We start from the raw sequence: 17,712 nt of genomic DNA, 5'->3' as shown, positions 1-17,712 counted from the left end.
GATGTATGACATGACCGACCAGACCGTCGCCAAATGGGATGTGTTCGAAACCTCCCTCGCCGGCCCCTCGACCGGAAACCCCTTTGTCGAGGTGCGGCTTGAAGCCGTGTTCTCCCAGAACAGCCGCACCGTCCTGGTGCCGGGCTTCTACGACGGCGAGGGGACCTACAGGATCCGGTTCATGCCCGACAGCGAGGGCGAATGGCAGTTCCGCACCCGGTCGTCCTCGGCCGAGCTCGACGGCAGGACCGGCAGCTTCACCGCCGGGCCGCCCGGGCCGGGCAACCATGGGCCGGTCAGCGTCAGCAACCGCTTCCACTTCGCCCATGCCGACGGCACGCCGTACCTGCCCTTCGGCACCACCTGCTACGCCTGGACCCACCAGCCCCTGGACCTGCAGGCCCAGACCCTGGCGACGCTGAAGGCGACGCGCTTCAACAAGATCCGCATGGGCGTCTTCCCGAAGGACTATCCCTTCAACATCAACGAGCCCCTGCACGACGTCTTCCAGCGCGACGCCGAGGGCGAGCTCGACTTCGATCGGCCGAACCCGGAGAGCTTCCGCCATTTCGAGACCCAGGTCGGGGCCCTGCGCGACCTCGGCATCGAGGCCGACATCATCGTCTTCCACCCCTATGACCGCTGGGGCTATTGCGACATGAGCGCGGAGCAGGATTTCCGCTATGTCGCCTATCTCACCGCGCGCCTCGCCGCCTATCGCAATGTCTGGTGGTCGCTGGCCAACGAATACGACTTCCTGCTCGACACCAAGCCGATGGCCCAGTGGGACCGCTATTTCCACATCATCGAGGAGAACGATCCCTACCGACACTTGAAGTCGATCCATAACGGCGACGTCAACGCCAATTACGACCATCGCAAGCCCTGGGTCAGCCATGTCTGCATCCAGAACTGGGACGTGAAGCGCACGCAGGACTGGCGCGAGGCCTATGGCAAGCCGGTGGTCAACGACGAGCCGGAATACGAGGGCAACATCCTCCTGTCCTGGGGCAACATCTCGGCGCGTGAGCTGGTCCACCGCTTCTGGATCACCCTGATGCGCGGCGGCTATGCCGGCCACGGCGAGACCTTCATGCATCCGCAGGATATCCTGTGGTGGGCCAAGGGCGGCGTGCTGCACGGCGAAGCCTGGCAGCGCATCGGCTTCCTGCGCGATCTCCTGGAGGAGGACGCGAGGCACGGCCTCACCCCGATCTCGGGCGCGGCGAACTGGCCGTGGAGCCGCGTCTCGGGGGCGCGGGACGGGGATGTGACCTACATCTATCTCGGCGAGCACCAGCCGGTGATCTGGGCGCCCGGCCTGCCGCAGGAGCCCGGCGACTACGCGGTCGACGTGATCGACACCTGGGCCATGACCGTGACGCCGGCGAGGCTGGTCGACGCACCCGCCAACCATCCCACCCGCCACGGCGCCGTGGTGCGCCAGCGCCGGCCCGATGCGGCCTTCGCGGTGGAGCTGCCGGGCCGGCCGTACCTCGCCATCCGCGTCCGTCCGCGGCGCTAGGGGGTATCGGGCGGGTGCCACGGGGCGCCCGCCGAGCGATGCCTCGGGATCACCGGCGTCGCGGCTGTGAGTCCGGTCTTGCAAGAAGGCCCGAGGCCAGGGACCGGAAGGCCTCCACGGCCCTGGGCAAGGCATCCGGCGGATCCTCACTGGCGGCGATCCAGAGAGCCGCATTGAGCGCAGCACCATTGAGAAGTCGCGCGGCGGCTTCCGCGTCGACCGGCTTCAGAAGTCCCTGAGCGATCAGCCGCTCGGCTGTGCGCCTCGTCGCCTGCAGGCAACTGTTCTGGCTGGGCCAATGCGATGGGTCGCCGAGGACGGCAGGCCCATCGAGCAGCACGATGCGCTGCACTTCAGGGTCGAGCGCCATTTCGATATAAGCCGCACCTTCGGCCAGCAACCCCTGCCAGTCGTCTTCCGCCCGCGCACCGATTTCCTGGGCTCGCGACGCCATTTCAGCATCGATCTGATGGACCACGGCGGCCAGAAGTCCGCGCTTGTCGCCGAAATTGTGGTAGAGCGCCCCCCGTGTCAGGCCGGCCTCTGCCGTCAGCTCGTCCATCGAGGCGGCCGCGTAGCCCTTTTCGGCAAAAGCCTTTCGCGCGGCGGCGATCAGCCTGGCGCGGTTCTCCTCCATCGTCTCGGCGCGTCGCTTTGCCATGGCCCCCCGCAATTTCACATACGCTACGTATATGGATTGACATACACTGCGTATGTCAGCTAGATCACATACGCACCGTATATCAAATGACGCAGCGGGGTGTGAAGCTCAGCGATCCGCGGATCGAATGCCGCTTCGCAACGATGAAGAGAGATCAAGACATGGCCCAGCGCGACGCCGTCTTTCCCGCGAACAGACATGCTCTCTACGAAGCCCATGGCTATTCGGCGGCGATACGATCCGGCGATCTCCTGTTCGTCTCCGGGCAGGTCGGCAGCGGTTCCGACGGGACGCCCGAACCCGAATTCGGGGCTCAGGTCCAACGGGCCTTCGACAACCTGCAGGCAACGCTGAAAGCCGCGGGCTGCACCTTCGACGATATCGTCGATGTGACGACGTTCCACACGGATCCCGAGAGCCAGTTCAAGACCATCATGGCTGTCAAGAACCAGATTTTCAGCAAACCGCCTTACCCCAATTGGACCGCGGTCGGTGTGAACTGGCTCGCCGGATTTGACTTCGAGATCAAGGTCATCGCGCGAATTCCCGGTGGTGCATAGGGTCTTCGGCCACAAACCCGCTCGAAAGGTCCGTGTCCTGCGAGCGATACGGCAAAAGCGCGAAGGCCTGCTCTACCGGACGGCCGGCGCCGCGGCAGGGCCGAGCGGCCCAGGGCGCGGTGCGGGGCGAATGCGCACCGGGCTGTCCGGGCGGCGCGTACCAGGACACCCCCTCCTCTGCCTACGGCCTGGTGGCATTTGAGATTTCAAATACCCTTCCCCTTCACTCAACGGAGGGCATGCCCATGGCTTCACTGACTGTCACGATGAAAGGGCAGGTCACACTGAAGCGGGATCTGCTGCAACATCTCGGCATCAGGCTCGGCTCACCACCACGCGGCCGCAATCTTTGCACTGTCGCCGGAATTCGGGGAGATCGCATCTGGCGATCCGCGTTCGGCCACGGCGGCAGGAGCCATCCCGGGAGGACTGCCGGACCTTACGCTTGGCGGCGATCAGGCGCGCTTGTAGACGTCGGGTCGGAGGATTTCCATGAAACGCCATGCGTTGCCGATTTCGCCGAAGCCGAACTGCTTGTAGAGCGCATGCGCATCTGACGTGAGCAGCAACAGCCGGCGAAGGCCTTGAAGGTCCGGGTGCTGCGTGACTTCGTGCATGAGCCACTTCGACAGGCCTTTGCCGCGGTGAGGCTCCAGCACGAATACGTCCGCGACCAGGGCGAATGTCGCCCGGTCCGTGACGACACGCGCGAAGCCAGCCAGCCTTCCGTCATGGTAGATGCCAAAGCAAAGCGAATGGTCGATCGACGTCTCGACCACCGATCGGGGAATGCCGGGGCACCAGTATGACTCCTCGGATAGGAAACGGTGGATGATGTCGCGGTCGAGCCGGCCCGGATCAGTCGATATTTCGTACCCAGGAACATGCATCATCGGTCGGCCCAGCCATCGCTTGCGGGTAGGAAGTTGCTCGAAGAGGTCGAGAAACTGGGCATCGCGTCTTTCCACGAAGATGTTCGGGCTTGTTCGGAGCGAGCGAGGCGAGGATGAGTCACTCGTCGGGAGCATAGTCGCGCGGAGGATCGACAGCTTAGCCGGACGGTAAGAAAAGTGGAATGAGAAGTCCCCTCGAGGCGAATGTGTTGGCGCGGGGTCCTGGAACGGAATGACGAAGCCGGCTAAACCAGCGGCATGAGCATCGAGCCCTGGGATAGAGTCCACACGGTCAACAAGTATTACGATGGCCCGGAGCTCGGTATCGCCGACTATCGTGGAAAGCCATATATCTATGAGAAGCAATTCGACGCGGCAGATGGCGAGGACACGAGTCGTTTCCTGCTGAGCGAGATCGAGCCCGAGCTGTTGGCGCTCGTCCTGGAGGACTGGCAGATCTGGCTTCGCTGGGACGAAGCCTATCGGCAGGGGGAGGCCGGCGTCAAAACCCACCCGGCTCTACCGGAGGAGCGGGAACGCCACGACGAGCTGGCACAGCGGATCGGCGATCGCCTGAGAGCCGATCCACGACTGGGAATCGTCAAATGGGCTCGCTTCAGAGCCGTCGATCGACGGATCGAAGTTCGGTGGCTCGATTCTCCGGTGCAGGCCGGCTGACGCTCACGATCCCTGGTAGTCCGTCCGGCTTTCGTCCGCTCACACCAGCTCGGCCCGCGCCTGTGCCGCCACCACGGTGTTGTGCAGCAGACATGCGACCGTCATCTTGCCGACGCCGCCCGGCACCGGCGTGATGTGCGCGGCCCGGCCCATGGCCTCGGCGGTGGCGACGTCGCCGACGATGCGGCCCTTGCCGTCCTCGGTCGGGACGCGGTTGATGCCGACGTCGATGACCACGGCGCCCGGCTTGATCCAGTCGCCGCGCACCATCTCGGGCCGGCCGACCGCCGCCACGAGGATGTCGGCCTCGCGGCAGACGGCGGGCAGGTCCCCGGTGCGGGAATGGGCTGTCGTCACCGTGCAGTCGTTGGCGAGCAGGAGCTGGGCCATCGGCTTGCCGACGATGTTGGAGCGGCCGACCACCACGGCGGCCTTGCCGGCCAGGCCCTTGGGCCCGAGCGTGTCGTGCAGCATCATCAGCGATCCCAGCGGCGTGCAGGGGATCAGCATCCGCTCCGGGTCGATTTTCGTCGCCGTGTAGAGCTTGCCGACATTCAAGGGGTGGAAGCCGTCCACGTCCTTGTCGGGATGGATGGCGCCGATCATCATCTGGCCGTCGAGATGGCCGGGCAGCGGCAGCTGCACCAGGATGCCGTCGACCGTCGGGTCGGCGTTGAGGCGGGCGATCTCGGCGAGCAGAGCCTCGGCGGTGACGGTCTCCGGCAGCTCGATCAGCCGGCCGTCGATGGCGGTCTCGTGCGCCATCCTGGTCTTGGTGCGGACATAGGCGCGGCTGGCCGGGTGGTCGCCGACGATGACCACATCGAGCCGGGGCTGGCGGCCGTGGTGGGCAGCGAAGGCCTCGGCCCGCGCCTTGGTCCTGGCCCGCAGGGCGGCCGCGTGGACATTGCCGTCGATCAGGGTCGTCATGGCTGGGCTCTCGCGGAAAGGCCGGGGCTGCGCGAGCCGGGAGAATCCCGATGCGCGCGGCGCCGGCCGGGCCGTGGCGGGAAGGAATGCGGCGCGGACGGGAGGATCCTGCGCGCGACCACTCCCACCTCATACGGCCTGCCGCAAGAGGCGGGAATGTCGCATGCGCCCTGTTCTGTCCCGATTCGCCGGGCTCAGACGTCGAGCGTGTGGTCGCGCTCCCACTGGGTGAAGTGCTGGGCGTAGCTGTCCCATTCCCGCTGCTTGAGCTTGAGATAGGCAGCGGAGAAGTCGAGGCCGAGCGCCGCCTTGAGCCCCTCGTCCCGGTCGAAGTTGCGCAGGGCGTCGAGCAGGTTGAGCGGCAGCCTCGGCGCGTTCTTCACGGTATGGCCGAACTGGTACATGTCGATGTCGTGGCGCTCGCCCGGGTCGGCCTTCGAGTGGATGCCGTCGAGGCCGGCGGCGATGATCACCGCCTGCAGGAGGTAGGGGTTGGCGGCGCCGTCCGGCAGGCGCAGCTCGAAGCGGCCCTTGCCGGGCACGCGCACCATGTGGGTGCGGTTGTTGCCGGTCCAGGTCACGGTGTTCGGCGCCCAGGTGGCGCCCGAGACGGTGCGCGGCGCGTTGATGCGCTTGTAGGAGTTTACCGTCGGATTGGTGATCGCCGAGAGCGATTCGGCGTGCTTCATGATGCCGCCGAGGAAATGGTAGCCCTGCCGCGACAGGCCCATCTCGTCCTCGGCGTCGTAGAACATGTTGGTGGCGCCGTCCTTGTCCCACACCGAGATGTGGGCGTGGCAGCCCGAGCCGGTCAGGCCCTGGAAGGGCTTGGGCATGAAGGTGGCGCGCAGGCCGTGCTTCTCGGCGACCGACTTGACCATGAACTTGAAGAAGGAATGGCGGTCGGCGGTGACCAGGCTGTCGTCGAAGGCCCAGTTCATCTCGAACTGGCCGTTGGCGTCCTCGTGGTCGTTCTGGTAGGGGCCCCAGCCGAGCTCCAGCATGTAGTCGCAGATCTCGGCGATGACGTCGTAGCGGCGCATCAGCGCCTGCTGGTCGTAGCAGGGCTTGGAGGCGTTGTCCTTGGCGTCCGAGATGGCGTTGCCGTCGGCATCGATCAGGAAGAACTCGGCCTCGACGCCGGTCTTGACGTGCAGGCCCTCCTTGGCGGCGTTGGCCATGACGGTCTTCAGCACCACGCGCGGGGCCTGCGCGACGGGCGCGTCCTCCATGACGCAGTCGGCCGCGACCCAGGCGACGTCCTTCTTCCAGGGCAGCTGGATCACGGCGCTCGCGTCCGGCATGGCGAAGAGGTCGGGATGGGCCGGCGTCATGTCGAGCCAGGTGGCGAAGCCAGCGAAGCCCGCCCCATCCTTCTGCATGTCCGCGATCGCCGCCGCCGGCACCAGCTTGGCGCGCTGGGCGCCGAACAGGTCGGTGTAGGAGATCATGAAATAGCGAATGCCCTTCTCCCTCGCGAGCTTCGCAAGATCCTGCGCCATCGTGTCGTCCTCGTCTCTGGATGTTGCTGCCGCGCTTGCCGCGCGGGCTGGTCGTTTCTGGCCCTGCGCCGCCGTGTCGGCGCAGGCCGTGCAAGGAGCGTGCTAGAAGCTGCCGTTCTGGCCCGGAATCCAGCTGGTGCCGGCCAGCGGGACGCCGGCCATGGCCGCCGCCTCGATGGTGAGGGCGCAGAGGTCCTCGGGCTCGAGATTGTGCAGGTGGTTCTTGCCGCAGGCGCGGGCGATGGTCTGGGCCTCCAGAGTCATCACCTTGAGATAGTTGGCGAGGCGCCGGCCGGCCTTCACCGGGTCGAGCCGCTCCATCAGTTCGGGATCCTGGGTGGTGATGCCGGCGGGGTCGCGGCCCTCGTGCCAGTCGTCATAGGCCCCCGCCGTGGTGCCGAGCTGGCGGTATTCCTCCTCGTGCACGGGATCGTTGTCGCCGAGCGCCACCAGGGCGGCCGTGCCGATGGAGACCGCGTCGGCGCCCAGCGCCAGGGCCTTGGCGACGTCGGCACCGTTGCGGATGCCGCCGGAGACGATCAGCTGCACCTTTCGGTGCATGCCGAGGTCGCGCAGCGCCTGCACGGCCGGGCGGATGCAGGCGAGCGTGGGCTGGCCGACATTCTCGATGAACACTTCCTGCGTCGCCGCGGTGCCGCCCTGCATGCCGTCGACCACCACCACGTCGGCGCCGGCCTTCACCGCCAGCGCCACGTCGTAATAGGGCCGGGCGCCGCCGACCTTGACGTAGATCGGCTTCTCCCAGTCGGTGATCTCGCGCAGCTCGAGGATCTTGATCTCAAGGTCGTCCGGGCCGGTCCAGTCGGGATGGCGGCAGGCCGAGCGCTGGTCGATGCCCTTGGGCAGGGTGCGCATCGCGGCCACGCGGTCGGAGATCTTCTGGCCGAGCAGCATGCCGCCGCCGCCGGGCTTGGCGCCCTGGCCGACCACCACCTCGATGGCGTCGGCCTTGCGCAGGTCGTCCGGGTTCATGCCGTAGCGCGAGGGCAGGTACTGGTAGACCAGCTGCTTGGACTGGCCGCGCTCCTCCGGCGTCATGCCGCCGTCGCCGGTCGTGGTCGAGGTGCCGGCGAGCGAGGCGCCGCGGCCGAGCGCCTCCTTGGCGCGGCCCGACAGCGAGCCGAAGCTCATGCCGGCGATGGTGATCGGGATCTTGAGCTCGATCGGCTTCTTGGCGTGGCGCGCGCCGAGCACGACGGTCGTGGCGCATTTCTCGCGATAGCCCTCCAGGGGATAGCGCGAGATCGAGGCGCCGAGGAACAGGAGGTCGTCGAAATGCGGCAGCTTGCGCTTGGCCCCGGCGCCGCGGATGTCATAGATTCCGGTGGTCGCCGCACGGCGGATTTCCGACAGGGTGTAGTCGTCGAAGGTCGCGGACTTGCGCGGAACGGTCGGCGGATTGTGATAGCTCATGCGGGGCTCCAAGACCCCCTCTCCCCGATGGGGAAGGGGCGGGGACGGGGCATCGGGTGGGTTCGGGGCGCGGCGCCCCTCATTAGGCGTCGGCTCGCCGCTTAATACGCGTCGGCTCGCCGCTTAATACGCGTCGGCGTTGTCGATGTTGAAGTTGTAGAGCTTCCTCGCCGAGCCGTAGCGCTTGAACTCCTCCGGCTTCGCGTCCTCGATCCCCGCCTTGGCCAGCAACCCGGCCAGGATCTCCAGATGCTCGGGGCGCATCTCCTTCTCGATGCAGTCGGCGCCGAGGCTCTTGACCTTGCCGCGCACGAACAGGCGGGCCTCGTAGATGGAATCGCCGAGCGCGTCCCCGGCATTGCCGCAGACCACGAGGTTGCCGGACTGGGCCATGAAGGCCGACATGTGGCCGATATTGCCCTTCACCACGATGTCGATGCCCTTCATCGAGATGCCGCAGCGCGAGGCGGCGTTGCCCTCGATCACGAGCAGGCCGCCCTTGCCGGTAGCGCCGGCATATTGGCTGGCGTCGCCCTTGATGCGCACCTCGCCGGACATCATGTTCTCGGCCACCCCAGGCCCGGCCGAGCCGTGCACGACGATGGTCGCCTCCTTGTTCATGCCGGCGCAGTAATAGCCGACGCTGCCCTTGATCTCGACGGTGACCGGCGCATCGACGCCGACCGCGACCGCATGCGAGCCCTTGGGGTTGACCACCTCCCAGTCGGTCTCGTTGACGCCGGCCTTGAGGCCGTGCAGCGTCTGGTTCAGCTCGCGCAAGGAGGTCCTGGCGAGGTCGACTTTCGGCATTTCAGCGCTCCCAGAAATAGACGGTCGAGGGCTCGGGCTCCCACACCCGGGCGTTCTCGATGCCGGGCAGGTTGACCAGCGCGCGATATTCCGAGCCGAAGGCGACGTACTGGTCGGTCTCGGCCAGCACCGCCGGCTTGCAGGCGATGGGGTCGCGCAGCACGCCGAAGCCGTTCTTGGTGCCGACGACGAAGGTGTAGAAGCCGTCGAGGTCGTCGAGGCTCTTCTCCAGCGCCTCGCCGAGGTTGAGGCCCTGGTTCATCCGCCAGGTGAGGTAGGCGGCCGCCACCTCGGTGTCGTTCTCGGTCTCGAAGCTCATGCCGTCGTGCTTGAGCTCGCGGCGCAGGTTGTTGTGGTTCGACAGCGAACCGTTGTGCACCAGGCACTCGTCGGCGCCGGTGGAGAAGGGGTGGGCGCCGAGCGTGGTCACCGCCGATTCGGTGGCCATGCGGGTGTGGCCGATGCCGTGCGTGCCGGTCATGCCGGCCAGGGCGAAGCGCTTCGACACCTGCGTGGGATAGCCGACCTCCTTGTAGATCTCGATCGCCTCGCCGACCCCCATGACGCGCACCGAGGGGCGCAGCCGGGTGAGGGCGGCCCGGGCCTCGGCGACCTTGTCCGCCGGGACGGCGAGCACGGCATGGGTGTCCTTCACCGAGATCGACACCTTGGCGCCGACCGCTTCGGCGAGCGCTCCGTCCAGCCCGGCGAAATCCGCCGCCGGCGTGGCCGACTGCACGGTGATCTTGGCCTCGCCGGCCTTCGGCGCGCCGTAGACGGCGAAGCCGGCCGAGTCCGGCCCGCGATCGCACATGGTGCCGAGCATGTCGGACAGCATGGCGCCGAGCCGGGGCTCGAGGGACTTGTCCTTGATGAAGAGGCCGACGATGCCGCACATGGGCGGGCCCTCCGCTGTTGATCCGGCGGGACGCTAGCAGGTTCGCCGCGCCCCCTCAACCGAGAAGAAAGATATTTTCACTACAGGCAAAAACGGTCGTGCGTCAAAGAATTTTCCTGGCAGGAAACGGATCATGCTTTGCAGCGGCGGAAAGTGCAACCCTGGCCCGCTCCCGCGCCGGTCGCCCGCCGGTTTTGTCGCAGGATTTTAACAGGCGGAAATTTTCTTGCACTTCAGGAAGCGGTCGCTAAAACGGAAAGCACGGCCGCGACGGCGGCGGGAGTGACACATGCCTCTGGCGCTTCTCAAATACGGCCTCAGCTCCAAGCATCCCGAGGATCCGCACCTGCGCTGGGCGCCGGAGCTGAAGAAGAGCTACGACGTCGTCATCATCGGCGCCGGCGGCCATGGCCTGGCCACCGCCTATTACCTCGCGGCCAAGCACGGCATCACCAACGTCGCCGTGCTCGACCGCGGCTGGCTGGCCGGCGGCAACACGGCGCGCAACACCACGATCGTCCGCGCCAACTATCTCACGCCCGAGGGCGTCGCCTTCTACAAGGAATCGGTCGAGCTGTTCCGCACCCTGTCGGTCGAGCTCGACATCAACATCATGTATTCCGAGCGCGGCCATTTCACCCTCGCCCATACCGACGCGGCGATGCGCACCGCGCGCTGGCGCGCCGAGGTCAACAAGCACCTGGGCGTCGATTCGGAGGTGATCGACGCGGCCGGGGTGGCGCGGATCTGCCCGGTGATGAACGTCTCGGACGAGGCGCGCTATCCCGTGCTCGGCGCGCTCTACCATCCGCCCGGCGCCATCGCCCGGCACGATGCCGTCGCCTGGGGCTACGCCAAGGAGGCGATGCGCCGCGGCGTCGAGGTCCACACCCAGACCGAGGTCACCGGCCTCCTCATCGAGAACGGCCGGGTCAAGGGCGTCGAGACCAATCGCGGCACCATCCATGCCGGCAAGGTGGTGCAGGCCGTGGCCGGCGCCTCCAGCCGGGTGGCGAAAATGGCCGGCTTCAAGCTGCCGATCAAGACGATCCCGCTGCAGGCCTGCGTCTCCGAGCCGGTCAAGCCGATCCTCGACCAGATCGTCGTCTCCGGCTCGCTGCATGTCTACATCTCGCAGTCGGCCCGCGGCGAGATGGTGATGGGCGGGGCGACCGACCCCTACGGCCTCTATTCCACCCGCTCCACCCTCGACTTCAAGGAAGGCCTGATGGGCCATATGCTGGAGCTGTTCCCGTTCATGGGCGAATTGCGCATCCTGCGCCAATGGGCCGGCATGGCCGACATGACGCCCGACTTCTCGCCGGTGATGGGCCTGACCCCGGTGGAGAACTACTATATCGATTCCGGCTGGGGCACCTGGGGCTTCAAGGCGACGCCCGTCTGCGGCAACCGCATGGCCGAATGCGTCGCCACCGGCCGCCAGCCCGACCTCCTGAAACCCTTCGCGTTCGACCGCTTCCGCACCTTCGACCTCGTCGGCGAGAAGGGTGCGGCCTCGGTCGGACATTGAGAGTCTCCCATGGTTGGACAGAGACAGCCGGATTTGGGGCGCGACGCAGGCCGATCCCCTCCCCCTTGCGGGGAGGGGTACGGGGTGAGGGTCCATCAGGATAAGTCGGGCCCTATGTCGACGACCCCCACCCTTTATCCCTCCCCGCAAGGGGGAGGGAAAACCCAAGCGTCGAGCTCGCCGCACGATCGTCGCGCCTTGGCCGCCTGCGCGGGCGAAGGCCACAGGCCGTCCCCTTCAGGTCTGGCCTCCATCGCATCCTATGCCTGGCAAGCGAACCGCCCATGAAGCTCATGACCTGCCCCCTCAACGGTCCGCGCAACATTTCCGAGTTCGTCTGGGCCGGCGACGTCAAGCCGATGCCCGACCCCGCCACAGCCTCCGACGACGCCTGGGCCGAGTACCTCTTCCTCGAGGACAACGTTGCCGGCGAGGTGCACGAATGGTGGCTGCACGCGCCGACCAACTACTGGTTCATCGCCCGCCGCAACACCATCACCGACGAGATCCTCGAGACCATGACCGCCGACGCCTATTTCGCCAAGCAGCGCGGGGACGGGGCATGAGCGCGAGCGCCGCACCCCGCCTCGGCCCGGACGGCTGGGGCCTCCTGATCGACCGCGCCAGGCCGGTGTCCTTCACCTTCGACGGCGTCGCCTGCCACGGCTATCGGGGCGACGTGATCGCCAGCGCGCTGGTCGGCTCCGGCCGCTGGCTGATGTCGCGCTCCTTCAAGTATCACCGCCCGCGCGGGCCGCTGACCATGGCCGGCCACGACGTCAACGCGCTGGTGCAGGTCGGACCCGAGCCGAACGTGCGCGGCGACCGCCATCCCATCGCCCAGGACATGGCCGCCGTCTCGGTCAACCATTTCGGCTCGCTCGACGGCGACTGGTACGCCGTGCTGGAGCGCTTCGGCCGCTTCCTCCCCGTCGGCTTCTACTACAAGACCTTCTTCCGCCCGAACGGCTCGTGGAAGCTGTTCGAGAAGCCGATCCGCGCGCTGGCGGGCCTGGGCAAGCTCGATCCGAAGGCGCATCACGGCCATTACGACAAGGCCTATCTGTTCTGCGACGTGCTGGTCGCCGGCGGCGGTCCGGCCGGCCTGGAGGCGGCGATCGCGGCGGCTGAGGCCGGCGCCGAGACGCTGCTGATCGACGAATGGCCCGAGCTCGGCGGCTCGCTGCTGCACGGCCGCGGCGGCGCCGGGCGCGCCGCCACCGACGCGCGCCGGGCGGCGCTGGTCGCCAGGGCCCGCGCCCTGCCCGGCCTCACCATCCTCGGCGACACCACGGTCTCGGGCCTGTTCGCCGACAACTGGGCCTCGGCCATCTCGGGCAACCGGCTCTACAAGATTCGCGCGCGCGAGACCGTGCTCGCCACCGGCGCCTTCGACCAGCCGCTGGTGTTCCGCAACAACGACCGGCCGGGCATCCTGTTCGCCGATGCGGCACAGCGGCTCATGCGGCTCTATGGCGTCCGGCCCGGCCGGCGCGCCGTGATCGCCACCGCCAACCGCTTCGGCTACGAGGCGGCGCTCGACCTCCTCGACGCCGGCGTCGAGGTCGCGGCCATCGTCGACCTCAACCCGTCCGGCGACGGAGAGGCGGCGGCCGAGGCGCGGGCGCGGGGCCTGCGCATCATCGCCGGCTCCACCCTGGTCGAGGCCCGCGGCAAGGTCCGGGTCGAGGCGGTGGCCGTCGCGGCGATCGCGGGCGAGGGCAGGACCGCCGGCAGCCCGGAATGGATCGGCTGCGATACCGTGCTGATGAGCGTCGGCTACACCCCCGCCCTCAACCTCGCCAGCCATGCCGGGGCGAAGGTGATCTACGATCCCGCCATCGCCATGCATCGCGCCGTCGACCTGCCGCCGGGCGTGACGCTGGTGGGCGCGGCCGCCGGCCTGTGGTCGGAGGAGACGGTGAGCGCGGATGCGCGCGCCGCCGGCGTCCGGGTCGCGGCGGCCGCCCTCGACCGGCCGGCCGCGGCATCGGCGCTGACGGCCGATCCGGGCGCGGCGCGCATCACCCATCCCTGGCCGATCTTCTCCGACCCCAAGGCCAAGGACTTCGTCGACTTCGACGAGGACCTGCAGACCAAGGACATCGTCCATTCCGTCCAGGACGGCTATGACGACATCCAGCTGGTCAAGCGCTACTCCACCGCCGGGCTCGGCCCGAGCCAGGGCCGGCACGCCAACCTCAACACCATCCGCCTGGTGGCGAAGGAGACCGGCCGCAGCATCGCGGCGGTCGGCACCACCACCTTCCGCCCGCCGCTGGTGCCGGAGAAGTTCGGCCACATGGCCGGCCGGGCCTTCGAGCCGGTGCGCCACACGGCGATGCATCACCGCCATCTCGAGCTCGGCGCGCAGATGATGCCGGCGGGCCTGTGGCTGCGGCCGGCCTATTACGGCCGCAAGGGCGCGTCGGCGGACGCGATCGAGGCGGAGGTGCGGGCGGTGCGCGAGGGCGTCGGCATGATCGACGTCTCCACCCTGGGCGGGCTCGACATCCGCGGCCCCGACGCGGCCGAGCTCGTCGACCGCATGTACACCTGGGCCTATGCCAAGCAGCCGGTCGGCCGCGCCCGCTACGCCCTGATGACCGACCAGACCGGCGTGGTCATCGACGACGGCGTCGCCTGCCGCTTCCACGAGCGGCACTATTACCTCACCGCCACGACAGGTGCCGTCGACCAGGTCTATCGCCAGATGACCTGGTGGAACACGCAGTGGCGGCTCGACGTCGACATCGCCAACGTCACCGCCGCCTATGCCGGCGTCAACCTCGCCGGGCCGAAGGCGCGCGAGGCGCTGGCCGGGCTGGAGACCGACATCGACTTCTCGGCCGAGGCCTTCCCCTACATGGCGGTGCGCCAGGGCCGGCTCGCCGGCATCCCCGTGCGGGTGCTGCGCGTCGGCTTCGTCGGCGAGCTCGGCTACGAGATCCATTGCCCCTCGGGCCTGGGCGAAGCGCTGTGGGACCGGCTGTTCGAGGCCGGGCAACCCTTCGGCCTGAGGCCGTTCGGCGTCGAGGCGCAGCGCGTGCTGCGCCTGGAGAAGGGCCACATCATCGTCGGCCAGGACACGGACGGGCTCACCAACCCGGCCGAGGCCGGCATGGAATGGGCGCTGGCCAAGAAGAAGCCGTTCTATGTCGGCAAGCGCGCCGTCGAGATGCAGATGGGCAAGGGCGTCACCCGGCGCCTCGTCGGCTTCGCCCTGGCCGATCCGGCCGCGCCCTGCCCGAAGGAGTGCCACCTCGTCATCCGCGACGGCGACATCGCCGGCCGGGTCACCTCGGCGGTGCGCTCGCCCTCGCTCGACAAGGTGGTGGGCCTCGCCTATGTGCCCTCCGACCTCGCCGCGCCCGGCTCGCGCTTCGAGATCCGCATCGAGGGCGGGCGCATGATCGGCGCCGAGGTGGTGGCGACGCCGTTCTACGACCCCGAGAACAAGCGCCAGGAGCTCTAGATGCCGGCCGAAGCCGAAACCCTGCCGCGCCGCACGCCGCTCTATCGCGTCCTCGACCGGGAGGGCGTCGCCTGGGCCGCGACTTCGGATGCCATGATCGCCGATCCCGCCGGCGCGGCCGCGGGCCTCTGCCTCGCCGACCTCACGCCGCTGCCGCGCCTCGGCTTCAAGGGGCGGGGCACCATCGCCGCCATGCAGGCGCGCGGGGTTGCCGTCGAGGCGCAGCCGAACCGGGCCTTCCGCCAGGCGGACGGCGGGCTCTGCCTGGTGCTGGCGCCGGGCGAGGTGTTCCTGCTCGCCAACCCTGCCGGCGACGGGACGCGCTTTGCCGAGATGGAGCAGGGCTGGCGGATCGAGGACGAGGAGCGGACCTATCCGCTGCCGCGCCGCGACAGCCATGCCTGGTTCGCGGTCACGGGCGAGGCCCTGCCGGGCATGTTCGCAAAAATCTGTGGGATCGACCTGCGATTCCACAAATTCCCGGATCTCACCATTGCCCAAACCTCGGTCGCACGGCTCAATGCCATCGTGGCGCGCGCCGATCTCGGCACGACTCCGGCGTTCCACGTGCTTGCTGACAGTGCTTCTGCCGCATACTTCTGGGAATGCCTGCGCGACGCCGCCGTCGAGTTCGGCGGGCGGATCGTCGGCATCTCGGCGCTGAGAGGATTGACAGGCTGATGAGCAAGCGGGCGGAAGCGGGATCGGGACCGAGGGCGCCGGAGGCCTCCGGCAGCGAGCTGCTCCGCCCGGTGCCGCGCCGCGCTCCGATCGCCGCCAACGAGGCGATCCCGAGCGAGACGCAGTTCCCCGACGCCTTCCCCACCGGGAACTATCCGGCCGCGCCGGCCATGCCCTCGCAGGACCCGCACGCGCTGGAAGGGGCGCGCGACAATATCCTGGAAGTGGCGATCGGGCGCGAGGTGCGCGCCTTCCGCAACAAGCTCGGGATCACCGTCTCCGACCTCGCCGCGGCGACGGGCCTGTCGCTCGGCATGCTGTCGAAGATCGAGAACGGCGTCACCTCGCCCTCGCTCACCACGCTGCAGTCGCTGTCGCGGGCGCTCGGCGTGCCGGTGACCGCCTTCTTCCGCCGCTACGAGGAGCGGCGCGACGCGGTGTTCGTCAAGGCGGGCGAGGGGCTGGCGATCGAGCGGCGCGGCACGCGGGCCAAGCACCAGTACCATCTGCTCGGCCATACCGGCGGCCACAGCGGCCGGGTGGTGGTCGAGCCCTACATGATCACCCTGACCGAGGAATCCGACGTCTTCCCGCTGTTCCAGCATTCCGGCCTGGAGTTCCTCTACATGCTGGAAGGCGAGGTGATGTACCGCCACGCCGACAAGCTCTACATCATGCAGCCGGGCGACAGCCTGTTCTTCGACGCCGATGCGCCGCACGGCCCGGAGGAGATGCGGAAATTGCCGATCCGCTTCCTCTCGATCATCTCCTATCCCCGCGACGACGCCTGAGGCTTCACCCGGTCAGGCGTGTTTCAGACGCGACGCCGGCTATCCCCTTCCCCCTTGTGGGGAAGGGTCAGGGATGGGGGCGGTGACAAAGGGCTCGCCTCATCCTGCCGGACCCCCACCCTTTATCCCTCCCCACAAGGGGGAGGGAGGACGCACGCCTCGCGCCCGATCCGAGACCTCGGGCGTCTCGCCCGGCCGTCCTTCGCGCCGCTCCGTGCTGTTTCACGTGTTCCGAGCGCCCGATGCCTTCGGCCGGCCATGCTGGACCAGCGCCCCCGCGATGTGGATGAGCGCCAGGGCGATGAAAGCCTTGCCCATCAGCGCATGCGCGGCGTTGAGCCGGCGCGCCAGGGCGGGGGCGGTATCGCCGGCGGCGATCAGCGTCACGCCGAAGGGCGCGACGTCGAGGCCGGACAGGGTCAGCTTCAGCACGCCGGTGAGCGGCAGGGCGAGGAGCAGGACGTAGAAGGCGGCCGTGCGCAGGCCGGCCAGCCCGGCGAGCATCCGCGCGCGCCGCAGCGGCTTCGGCCGCGGCAGCACCAGGCGCGCCGAGAGCCGGGCCAGGGTCAGCACCAGGATGGCGAGCCCGGCCAGCATGTGCACGCCGACCAGCATCTCGGCGCGGTCGGTGTCGACCTCGGTCAGGGCCTCAGCGGCAAAGGCCGCCGGGATCATCACCAGCGCCAGCACGGCCGTGGTCCAGTGCAGGATGCGGATGAGGGCCGGCCAACGGCCCGCCATGGTGCCGATCACGGCGCGCCCGCATGATCGTAGAAGGTGGCATCGCAGGGCACCCGGCCGGGCTGGTCGCAGAGGAGCCGCGCCACGCTCCGGGTCTCGCCGAACTTCGCCAGCACCGGCAGGGTGAAGGTCAGATCCTCGGCCGCATCGATATGGCAGGCATGGCAGACGGTCTTGGCCTTGAGGCCGGTCCAGTCGGGCTGGCCCGGCTCGAAGGAGCCGTAGAGCCACGCGCTGCCCTGCTTGAGCTTGGTGAAGACCGTGGCACGGTTCTGCGGGCCGTAGAAGGTCTCCATGGCGATGGTCGTGCCGTCCGGCAGCGGCTCGCCGCGGCGCGCCCTGGCGAGCGAGGCCTCGTCGATCCACAGCCGGCGGAAGGCGCCGTCGTTGCGGGCGATGGTGGCGTAGTGGACCAGCGGCCGGCCGAGATCGGCCAAGGGCGGCTCCTCGTCCTGCAGCGCCCCCGCCGCCAGCGCCGGCGCGCCGGCGAGGGCTGCCAGGGCGAGGACGAGCCGGCGAGCCCGGATCACGGCTCGGACTCGCTGAAATGGTCTGGGCATGACGGCACGGTGCATGGCGGCTCTTCCGGTCCAGGCGGTGTC

At 68.4% G+C, this 17,712-nt stretch carries 17 protein-coding genes and 1 pseudogene; 9 read left to right on the top strand and 9 right to left on the bottom strand.

From position 1 onward, the window contains the following. The first annotated feature begins 10 nt into the window (after positions 1 to 10). The gene (locus QO011_RS04870) at positions 11 to 1,525 is read left to right on the top strand and encodes a DUF5060 domain-containing protein (RefSeq protein WP_307268414.1); all 1,515 of its coding nucleotides are present in this window, start codon (positions 11 to 13) and stop codon (positions 1,523 to 1,525) included. A gap of 49 nt (positions 1,526 to 1,574) precedes the next feature. Here QO011_RS04870 and QO011_RS04865 read toward each other — a convergent pair whose 3' ends face one another. Beyond that, positions 1,575 to 2,186 carry a TetR/AcrR family transcriptional regulator gene (locus QO011_RS04865; protein WP_307268413.1) on the bottom strand — a complete coding sequence of 204 codons (612 nt, stop codon included), beginning with the start codon at positions 2,184 to 2,186 and terminating at the stop codon, positions 1,575 to 1,577. A 161-nt stretch (positions 2,187 to 2,347) separates the two neighbouring features. Between QO011_RS04865 and QO011_RS04860 the strand changes: the two genes are divergently transcribed. Together QO011_RS04860 and QO011_RS04855 are read left to right on the top strand one after the other, a co-directional pair. Next, positions 2,348 to 2,746 (top strand): RidA family protein, encoded by a 399-nt coding sequence (locus QO011_RS04860; protein WP_307268411.1) that lies wholly within the window; start codon positions 2,348 to 2,350, stop codon positions 2,744 to 2,746. Positions 2,747 to 2,991: 245 nt separating this feature from the next. Next, positions 2,992 to 3,072, top strand: a pseudogene (locus QO011_RS04855) (AbrB/MazE/SpoVT family DNA-binding domain-containing protein); the annotation flags it as partial. 129 nt (positions 3,073 to 3,201) lie between these two features. Here the strand turns inward: QO011_RS04855 and QO011_RS04850 are convergent. Continuing rightward, positions 3,202 to 3,714: a GNAT family N-acetyltransferase gene (locus QO011_RS04850; RefSeq protein WP_307268408.1), complete on the bottom strand. Its 513-nt coding sequence runs from the start codon at positions 3,712 to 3,714 to the stop codon at positions 3,202 to 3,204. A gap of 183 nt (positions 3,715 to 3,897) precedes the next feature. Between QO011_RS04850 and QO011_RS04845 the strand changes: the two genes are divergently transcribed. Further along, complete coding sequence (locus QO011_RS04845) at positions 3,898 to 4,317, top strand: hypothetical protein (protein ID WP_307268405.1); 420 nt, start codon at positions 3,898 to 3,900, stop codon at positions 4,315 to 4,317. Positions 4,318 to 4,356: 39 nt separating this feature from the next. On the opposite strand, the gene QO011_RS04840 is transcribed toward QO011_RS04845, so the two are convergent. The 5 genes from QO011_RS04840 to QO011_RS04820 form a co-directional block, all read right to left on the bottom strand. Beyond that, positions 4,357 to 5,247: a bifunctional 5,10-methylenetetrahydrofolate dehydrogenase/5,10-methenyltetrahydrofolate cyclohydrolase gene (locus QO011_RS04840; RefSeq protein ID WP_307268403.1), complete on the bottom strand. Its 891-nt coding sequence runs from the start codon at positions 5,245 to 5,247 to the stop codon at positions 4,357 to 4,359. Positions 5,248 to 5,441: 194 nt separating this feature from the next. Beyond that, on the bottom strand, positions 5,442 to 6,749 hold the full coding sequence (gene glnT, locus QO011_RS04835) for a type III glutamate--ammonia ligase (RefSeq protein WP_307268400.1): 1,308 nt from the start codon (positions 6,747 to 6,749) through the stop codon (positions 5,442 to 5,444). A gap of 102 nt (positions 6,750 to 6,851) precedes the next feature. After that, positions 6,852 to 8,183: an FMN-binding glutamate synthase family protein gene (locus tag QO011_RS04830; RefSeq protein ID WP_307268397.1), complete on the bottom strand. Its 1,332-nt coding sequence runs from the start codon at positions 8,181 to 8,183 to the stop codon at positions 6,852 to 6,854. Between the two features lie 123 nt (positions 8,184 to 8,306). Beyond that, a complete protein-coding gene (locus QO011_RS04825) occupies positions 8,307 to 8,993 on the bottom strand; it encodes a GXGXG domain-containing protein (protein WP_307268395.1) in 687 nt (228 codons plus the stop codon). A 1-nt stretch (position 8,994) separates the two neighbouring features. Continuing rightward, a complete protein-coding gene (locus QO011_RS04820; RefSeq protein WP_307268392.1) occupies positions 8,995 to 9,891 on the bottom strand; it encodes a class II glutamine amidotransferase in 897 nt (298 codons plus the stop codon). Between the two features lie 289 nt (positions 9,892 to 10,180). On the opposite strand from QO011_RS04820, the gene QO011_RS04815 reads away from it, so the two are divergent. The 5 genes from QO011_RS04815 (at position 10,181) to QO011_RS04795 (ending at position 16,369) form a co-directional block, all read left to right on the top strand. Then, positions 10,181 to 11,422 carry an FAD-dependent oxidoreductase gene (locus tag QO011_RS04815; RefSeq protein WP_307268389.1) on the top strand — a complete coding sequence of 414 codons (1,242 nt, stop codon included), beginning with the start codon at positions 10,181 to 10,183 and terminating at the stop codon, positions 11,420 to 11,422. Positions 11,423 to 11,706: 284 nt separating this feature from the next. Continuing rightward, a complete protein-coding gene (locus QO011_RS04810) occupies positions 11,707 to 11,988 on the top strand; it encodes a sarcosine oxidase subunit delta (RefSeq protein ID WP_307268386.1) in 282 nt (93 codons plus the stop codon). Next, positions 11,985 to 14,897, top strand: coding sequence for a glycine cleavage T C-terminal barrel domain-containing protein (locus QO011_RS04805; protein ID WP_307268383.1), 2,913 nt, complete (start codon positions 11,985 to 11,987; stop codon positions 14,895 to 14,897). The genes QO011_RS04810 and QO011_RS04805 overlap by 4 nt, the downstream gene beginning before the upstream one ends. Beyond that, entirely contained in the window at positions 14,898 to 15,578 is a 681-nt protein-coding gene (locus QO011_RS04800) for a hypothetical protein (RefSeq protein WP_307268381.1), read from the top strand. Between the two features lie 170 nt (positions 15,579 to 15,748). Further along, on the top strand, positions 15,749 to 16,369 hold the full coding sequence (locus tag QO011_RS04795) for a helix-turn-helix domain-containing protein (RefSeq protein WP_307269243.1): 621 nt from the start codon (positions 15,749 to 15,751) through the stop codon (positions 16,367 to 16,369). Between the two features lie 222 nt (positions 16,370 to 16,591). Here QO011_RS04795 and QO011_RS04790 read toward each other — a convergent pair whose 3' ends face one another. Both QO011_RS04790 and QO011_RS04785 read right to left on the bottom strand, forming a co-directional pair. Then, positions 16,592 to 17,110 carry a cytochrome b/b6 domain-containing protein gene (locus QO011_RS04790; RefSeq protein WP_307268378.1) on the bottom strand — a complete coding sequence of 173 codons (519 nt, stop codon included), beginning with the start codon at positions 17,108 to 17,110 and terminating at the stop codon, positions 16,592 to 16,594. Between the two features lie 8 nt (positions 17,111 to 17,118). Further along, on the bottom strand, positions 17,119 to 17,640 hold the full coding sequence (locus QO011_RS04785; RefSeq protein WP_307268374.1) for a hypothetical protein: 522 nt from the start codon (positions 17,638 to 17,640) through the stop codon (positions 17,119 to 17,121). Between the last annotated feature and the right edge of the window lie 72 nt (positions 17,641 to 17,712).

This window comes from Labrys wisconsinensis, from assembly GCF_030814995.1.
Lineage (GTDB): Bacteria > Pseudomonadota > Alphaproteobacteria > Rhizobiales > Labraceae > Labrys > Labrys wisconsinensis.
The sequence above is the reverse complement of the archived record's forward strand: the minus strand, read 5'-3'. Positions and strand labels throughout refer to the sequence as shown.

Coding starts and splice junctions, on each gene's coding strand:
- QO011_RS04865 (WP_307268413.1), bottom strand. CDS start 2,186: ATGGCAAAGCGACGCGCCGAGACGATGGAGGAGAACCGCGCCAGGCTG.
- QO011_RS04805 (WP_307268383.1), top strand. CDS start 11,985: ATGAGCGCGAGCGCCGCACCCCGCCTCGGCCCGGACGGCTGGGGCCTC.
- glnT (WP_307268400.1), bottom strand. CDS start 6,749: ATGGCGCAGGATCTTGCGAAGCTCGCGAGGGAGAAGGGCATTCGCTAT.
- QO011_RS04810 (WP_307268386.1), top strand. CDS start 11,707: ATGAAGCTCATGACCTGCCCCCTCAACGGTCCGCGCAACATTTCCGAG.
- QO011_RS04845 (WP_307268405.1), top strand. CDS start 3,898: ATGAGCATCGAGCCCTGGGATAGAGTCCACACGGTCAACAAGTATTAC.
- QO011_RS04840 (WP_307268403.1), bottom strand. CDS start 5,247: ATGACGACCCTGATCGACGGCAATGTCCACGCGGCCGCCCTGCGGGCC.
- QO011_RS04825 (WP_307268395.1), bottom strand. CDS start 8,993: ATGCCGAAAGTCGACCTCGCCAGGACCTCCTTGCGCGAGCTGAACCAG.
- QO011_RS04830 (WP_307268397.1), bottom strand. CDS start 8,183: ATGAGCTATCACAATCCGCCGACCGTTCCGCGCAAGTCCGCGACCTTC.
- QO011_RS04860 (WP_307268411.1), top strand. CDS start 2,348: ATGGCCCAGCGCGACGCCGTCTTTCCCGCGAACAGACATGCTCTCTAC.
- QO011_RS04800 (WP_307268381.1), top strand. CDS start 14,898: ATGCCGGCCGAAGCCGAAACCCTGCCGCGCCGCACGCCGCTCTATCGC.
- QO011_RS04790 (WP_307268378.1), bottom strand. CDS start 17,110: ATGGCGGGCCGTTGGCCGGCCCTCATCCGCATCCTGCACTGGACCACG.
- QO011_RS04870 (WP_307268414.1), top strand. CDS start 11: ATGACCGACCAGACCGTCGCCAAATGGGATGTGTTCGAAACCTCCCTC.
- QO011_RS04795 (WP_307269243.1), top strand. CDS start 15,749: ATGCCCTCGCAGGACCCGCACGCGCTGGAAGGGGCGCGCGACAATATC.
- QO011_RS04815 (WP_307268389.1), top strand. CDS start 10,181: ATGCCTCTGGCGCTTCTCAAATACGGCCTCAGCTCCAAGCATCCCGAG.
- QO011_RS04820 (WP_307268392.1), bottom strand. CDS start 9,891: ATGTGCGGCATCGTCGGCCTCTTCATCAAGGACAAGTCCCTCGAGCCC.